At 35.2% G+C, this 3,935-nt stretch carries 5 protein-coding genes; 3 read left to right on the top strand and 2 right to left on the bottom strand.

Annotated features, from left to right (window positions below; all coding sequences use genetic code 11):
- Positions 1 to 238: 238 nt before the first annotated feature.
- A complete protein-coding gene (locus ACNQ0T_RS22990; protein ID WP_036953731.1) occupies positions 239 to 622 on the bottom strand; it encodes a YgiW/YdeI family stress tolerance OB fold protein in 384 nt (127 codons plus the stop codon).
- 108 nt (positions 623 to 730) lie between these two features.
- Positions 731 to 1,477 (bottom strand): replication initiation protein, encoded by a 747-nt coding sequence (locus ACNQ0T_RS22985; protein WP_036963455.1) that lies wholly within the window; start codon positions 1,475 to 1,477, stop codon positions 731 to 733.
- 931 nt (positions 1,478 to 2,408) lie between these two features.
- Here ACNQ0T_RS22985 and ACNQ0T_RS22980 point away from each other — a divergent pair.
- The 3 genes from ACNQ0T_RS22980 (at position 2,409) to ACNQ0T_RS22970 (ending at position 3,702) form a co-directional block, all read left to right on the top strand.
- Entirely contained in the window at positions 2,409 to 2,711 is a 303-nt protein-coding gene (locus ACNQ0T_RS22980; protein ID WP_036953742.1) for a type II toxin-antitoxin system RelE/ParE family toxin, read from the top strand.
- Positions 2,708 to 2,995, top strand: a complete 288-nt coding sequence (locus ACNQ0T_RS22975) for an addiction module antidote protein (protein WP_036953739.1) — start codon at positions 2,708 to 2,710, stop codon at positions 2,993 to 2,995. Before ACNQ0T_RS22980 ends, ACNQ0T_RS22975 begins: the two co-directional genes overlap by 4 nt.
- A gap of 158 nt (positions 2,996 to 3,153) precedes the next feature.
- The gene (locus ACNQ0T_RS22970; RefSeq protein ID WP_036953737.1) at positions 3,154 to 3,702 is read left to right on the top strand and encodes a hypothetical protein; all 549 of its coding nucleotides are present in this window, start codon (positions 3,154 to 3,156) and stop codon (positions 3,700 to 3,702) included.
- The last annotated feature ends 233 nt before the right edge of the window (positions 3,703 to 3,935 follow it).

Raw genomic sequence — 3,935 nt, 5'->3', positions numbered from 1 at the left:
GTTAATACACCATCTGCAGAACCCAATTCAGCTATATTATATACATCTTTCATTTTAATACTTCTGATCATTTTATCACATAGAAATTTTGATGCTGGACATATGGTTCCAAATTCTTTTGGTGACTTTATGTATTGAATTATATACTTAATTTGTCTATTTAACATAGCACTCATTGATTTCTCTGAGGGGATTTAGCCAGCAATATACATAATTACTGGCTAAATTGAAATTACCATCATTTAATTATATTAATTTGTTTTACATCTATTTCAAATTCCATCCAATCTTTATCTACCTCACCAATTAATTGGACTTTGGTTTCAGGGGTAGCAGATTGACCTAACCAGCGTTTGTTATCTATATCAACCAAAACTGTTCCTGTCGCATCTTTAAATTCATATAATTCATGACCAACTTGTCGAACTAAGTTGCCTTCTAATGTAACCCAGGCATCATCAGGCATTTTTTTAGCTTGTTCCACTGTTGTTACAGGTTGGTTTGCACCAATAAATCCCCCTGAATTATAATTCACCCCATTTGCACTAAAGCCTCCATTTGCAGATAAGCTAGCAAATGAAATCAGACTAAGTAAACCTACAATCGCATATTTGGCTTTCATATATTCTCCTTTTGTTATTTTTGAATATAACATTCAGTTCTTAACTAAATCTTAAGAAAGAAGACTTTTTTAAGATAAGGAATTTTAAGCACCTTTAAACCGAGTTAATTAAATATCAATTTTTAACTGGTCATCTTTTTGAAACCAGAACTCAAGACGAACGACTTTTTTGCCTCTTTTTAACGGCTTCCATTGGATTATCCAATTGTCCTTTTCGGTTAGTTCTTTTACGGCAGGTTCTATCACCCTTTCCCGAAGTAGCCCAAAAGTTTTTTTATAACTTTCAGGGGATTCCATTGCATGATGAAAATCATCCAACGATATGGATAACCATCCGTTATTATCTTTATGGGTATTCATTTGCTCGAATAATTCAAGTAACCGCCATGAGTGAACAGAGCGTAGTCCGCATGCCTGCGATAACTGGTATTTAGTGAAATTTTCTTCCAGTTCGCATAGGTAGGGGGTGACCTGTGGTGTAAAGCTCAGAACAACATGGGCTTCACCTTCATTGTACTTGTAAGCACCCAACCATCTTATTTTCCACACATCAACGTCTGTTTCGCTGACTTCGTTTATTCTGAAGCTAATGTATCGGTTAAAAAAATTGTCAGCGGCGATTTTTAATTGTGAATACGCTTGTTTTAACGGCATTCCAAACGTATTAGCGTATTCTTCCGCTGTGATTTTTATCGGGGAGTACTGCCCGCCCATTTTGGCTATGGCAGCAAAAATGATGCGTTTTTCTGCCAGTGATAGGCTTTGCGCTGCTCTCGTAATGGCATTGCTCATCACGATATTTTTCCCGCGCAGGTTCAAGGTCATGGTTATTGATTCAGGTTTTTTGCCTTTCATCTATTCACCTAAATGAGCAGTATTTGATCTACTGTTTTTTGATAAAGTAACAAGTGTCGGGTAACTGTAACTAAAATAAATAATGTTACTGCAAAAGTAAAGTAACGTTGTTTGTTGTTGTTATCTTTATCTGTGGATACTACCCGAAAAAAGTTACTTTTAACCCGAAAAAAGTTACTTTTAACCCGAAAAAAGTTACTTTTAACCCGAAAAAAGTTACTTTTAACTCTGTATGTAAATGATTTTAAAGGGGTTCTGGCGTCTAAAAAGGTTTTAAAAAGAATATAAAAAGAATTTAAAAAGCAAAATCAACCTCAAATCTGTGGATAACCAATCATTTTGTGTACCAAAAAATGCAAAACCAAAACGGACAAAAACTTGTTTTTTGATCGAATTGGTTTTAACCAACGAGCAAACGCGAGGCGGTAGGAATCAAACAAGAATGTCGCAAGCTTACCGCTTGCTTTCCTGATGTGCTCTCACGGGCTTGATTGGGCTAGCTCCCTCACGTCGTTCGGGCTGGGTGTGGCTTTAGCGTTCTTTCGTCTCCGACCATCCAACTTCTACGTAGCTTTATGGTTCGAGCTCGTCTGGTTCGCTACGCTCACAGCTTTACAGGGAAGGAAGCGGTTCTCCGTTTATCTTTGAATCCCCCCTATTTATCGGCAAATCCGCCACAGTGTTTTTTGTAGCTTCGAGCAGTTGCCTTATACGCCCTAAAGGGCATAAATACCCCAAAAAACGCCCCTAATCAATTCTGAGCGATTTTATTACGCCTTGCGTTGGATTCCTCATCTTAATATAGATCTCTCAATATAGAGCGATTGAGAGAGTTTTGTGGCGTAGGTAAATATCACCGATATGTCAGATTTATTTAACACCTTTATTTTAATCGGTTATAGTGGGGTTATAACTAATGGGGGTGCTTAATGTGATAACGGTATTAACCACAGATATTTTTAATGACTGGATAGGGGAGCTAAAAGATATCCGTGCGAAAACAAAAATTCAGGCACGTATCAGGCGAATTAAAAATGGCAATTTCGGAGATATTGAACCGATAGGCGAGGGGTTTTCTGAACTTAGAATACATGAGGGAAAGGGTTACAGGGTTTATTTGCGGAAAACAAACACTTTTATTGTAATTTTGCTTTGCGGTGGGGATAAAAATACCCAACAAAAAGATATTGAAAAAGCAAAATTGATTTTCAAAGAAATTGAGGGGGAAATATGAAAGTGAAAATTAAAGGGTATGATATTGCGGAGCATTTAAATAGTGAAGAAGAAATGCAGCTTTATTTAAATGATATTTTAGAAGATGGCGATCCTGCATTATTACTTTCTGCATTAGGTGATATTGCGAGAGCTAAAAATATGAGCCAGCTTTCTAGAGAGGTAGGAATGTCCAGAGAGGGGCTTTATCATGCATTATCAGGGAAAGGAAATCCAACATTTAGCTCTATGCTCAAAATAACTAAAGCATTAGGCTTAAAGCTTCATTTCACAGCAGGGGTGTAGTCTGCCCCTTTCTATCTGTATTAATCTTTTCTATAAAAAAATCAGTATGAAATTTTGAGTGGTTTAATTGCGATGCAGGATAGCCTAACAACTGTAAAAATGGTACCATTTTACTATTGTTAGGCGGTTGACCTACAGTCGGTTCTTGGGGGGGGGAGATGAAACAAATTAAATTTAGATTGAATGATGATGAATATGAATTATATCATAAAAAAGTCAAAGAAAACTTAAATATAACATTGCCGAGTTTTTATAAAAATGTTGGCAATGCCATTTTAAATAAATCTAAAAATATTAAAGATTCACTATCTGAGCATTCAGTTTCAATAGGAGAAGAAGTGGATTATACCAACGAAAGAGCTTTTATTTATTTAACAAAAGAACAGAAAGATGCTTTGTTAGCACTAGCCAAAAAACATGGTTGGTCATTATCGAGAGAAATGCGTTTTCGTCTGCAAGCAACGTTAAGTAATGAAATGGATTTTTTCGACCAAGAGTTACAAGAGATGAGATTATGTCGAAATCATATTAAACGCATTGGACTTAATATTAATATGATACTGCGACGTGATGAAGGTCGTGTTTTAGATAAAGAGGGAATTCGTCAAGATATGCAAGCGTTAACCGAACAGCTTAATGAACTTGAGGATAAATTTAATTTATTTATCAATAAGTGTAAAGGTAGAATTGTTACAAGTAGATTATAAATTAACATTTACTTACGCATCTATATACATACGCGGGAGGTACATTCATTAAAACAAGCTCCCTAGAAAAATAAAACTTTTTAGATAATATCTTCTCTAATTTATTAGAATACTGATAAAAAAGGCAAACAAGAAAATATCACATCATATCTATTTTTTAATGACGATGCTGATGAAAAAAAACAGATAAATTTTTATGTTTTTTAGTTAACAGGTAAAGATCAGAATAAAAT

Source organism: Enterobacter cloacae complex sp.6700776 (assembly GCF_048284255.1).
In the GTDB taxonomy this organism is placed as follows: Bacteria; Pseudomonadota; Gammaproteobacteria; order Enterobacterales; family Enterobacteriaceae; genus Enterobacter; species Enterobacter intestinihominis.
The sequence above is the reverse complement of the archived record's forward strand: the minus strand, read 5'-3'. Positions and strand labels throughout refer to the sequence as shown.

What these genes read in the sequence shown, in the direction of transcription:
- ACNQ0T_RS22990 (WP_036953731.1), bottom strand. Translation starts at nt 622, where the DNA reads ATGAAAGCCAAATATGCGATTGTAGGTTTACTTAGTCTGATTTCATTT.
- ACNQ0T_RS22985 (WP_036963455.1), bottom strand. Translation starts at nt 1,477, where the DNA reads ATGAAAGGCAAAAAACCTGAATCAATAACCATGACCTTGAACCTGCGC.
- ACNQ0T_RS22975 (WP_036953739.1), top strand. Translation starts at nt 2,708, where the DNA reads ATGAAAGTGAAAATTAAAGGGTATGATATTGCGGAGCATTTAAATAGT.
- ACNQ0T_RS22970 (WP_036953737.1), top strand. Translation starts at nt 3,154, where the DNA reads ATGAAACAAATTAAATTTAGATTGAATGATGATGAATATGAATTATAT.